The 1,282-nt window shown below is 68.6% G+C and carries 2 protein-coding genes; both read right to left on the bottom strand.

Features of this window, described 5'->3' with window-relative positions:
• Nucleotides 1-41: 41 nt before the first annotated feature.
• Complete coding sequence (locus SSP29_RS00015; RefSeq protein WP_167449830.1) at nt 42-914, bottom strand: IS3 family transposase; 873 nt, start codon at nt 912-914, stop codon at nt 42-44.
• Nucleotides 911-1,219, bottom strand: coding sequence for a transposase (locus tag SSP29_RS00010; protein ID WP_167449829.1), 309 nt, complete (start codon nt 1,217-1,219; stop codon nt 911-913). The genes SSP29_RS00015 and SSP29_RS00010 overlap by 4 nt, the downstream gene beginning before the upstream one ends.
• Nucleotides 1,220-1,282 lie beyond the last annotated feature (63 nt).

The following is a 1,282-nucleotide window of genomic DNA, read 5'->3' as shown; positions in this document are numbered from 1 at the left end:
TTGAGCTTGTTCCGCTTTGACGGACACCATCGGTGTGGTGGTCAGGCTGCGAGTGCGGTCTCGTATTCGGCGGGACTGCGGTAGCCGAGGCTGCTGTGCAGACGGTGCAAGTTGTACCAGCCCTCGATGAAGTCGAAGATCGCGGTGCGTGCGGCGGCCCGACTGGGCCAGGAGCTCGTGTCGAGCAACTCCCGTTTGATGGTGGCGAAGAACGACTCGGCGAGCGCGTTGTCCCAGCACTGACCCGTGCGGCCGACGGACAGACGGACACCGAACTCCGTCGCCAGGGAAGCGAATTGCTGACTGCCGTACTGACAGCCGCGATCCGAGTGAAAGATCACCGGCCGGGCGGGACGACGCCGGCGGCAGGCGGACCGCAGAGCGTCCGCGACCAGTTCGGTCCGCAGGTGGTCGGCGGTGGACCAGCCGACCACGCGGCGGGAGGCGATGTCGATGACGGTGGCCAGATACAGCCAGCCCTCCTCGGTCGGGACGTAGGTGATGTCACCACACCAGCGGGTGTCGAGCCCGCCGGGGTCGGGAGCGAAGTCGCGGACCACGAGGTCGGGCCGGGACGCCGCCCGCGGGTCAGGGACCGTCGTCAGCCGCCGTCGCCTGCGGTGACGGCCCTGCAGCCCGGCATTGCGCATCAGCCGGGCAACACGGCGCCGTCCGCACTCCTCGCCCTCTCGTTGCAGGACGGCGTGGACGCGCGGAGCCCCGTAGGTCCCACGGGACCACTCGTGAACTTCGGCGATCTTCTCGGCCAGCTCGGCATCGCGGACCGCCCGCGGACCGGGCCTGCCACTGCGGCGGGCATAGAAGGCGGCTCGGGAGACCTTCAGCAGTTCACACACGCGCTTGACGCTGTGACCGTCTCGCTTCTCCGCCTCGATGAACGGGTGCACCGTCACCGGGTCTCCTTCACGAAGAAAGCCGTGGCCCGCTTGAGGATCTCCACGTCCTCCCGCAGCCGGCGGTTCTCCCGCCGCAGCGCCGCCAGCTCCTCGCGTTCGCTGCTGGTCAGCCCGTCGCGCTCGCCCGCGTCGACCCCGGCCTGGCTGACCCACAACCGCACCGCGGTCTCGGTCAGGTCGAAGTCCCTGGCGACCTGGCCAACCGAGCGGTCACCGCGCCGGCACAGCTCGACGATCTCGGCCTTGAACTCCGGCGTGAACGAACGGCGAGGCCGAGGCTTCTTCTTCCCCATGCTCTCCATGATGGACATCCTTCCGGGGCAGAACCCCTGATCTCAGATGTCCGTCAAAGCGGATCAAGCCCA

Origin of the sequence: Streptomyces hyaluromycini, from assembly GCF_002217755.1 — a bacterium.
Taxonomy (GTDB): Bacteria; Actinomycetota; Actinomycetes; order Streptomycetales; family Streptomycetaceae; genus Streptomyces; species Streptomyces hyaluromycini.
Note: the sequence above shows the minus strand (reverse complement) of the source record. Positions and strands in the feature narration are given on the sequence as shown.

Excerpts from the sequence above, each read along its gene's own strand:
- SSP29_RS00010 (WP_167449829.1), bottom strand. The coding sequence starts at position 1,219 with ATGGAGAGCATGGGGAAGAAGAAGCCTCGGCCTCGCCGTTCGTTCACG.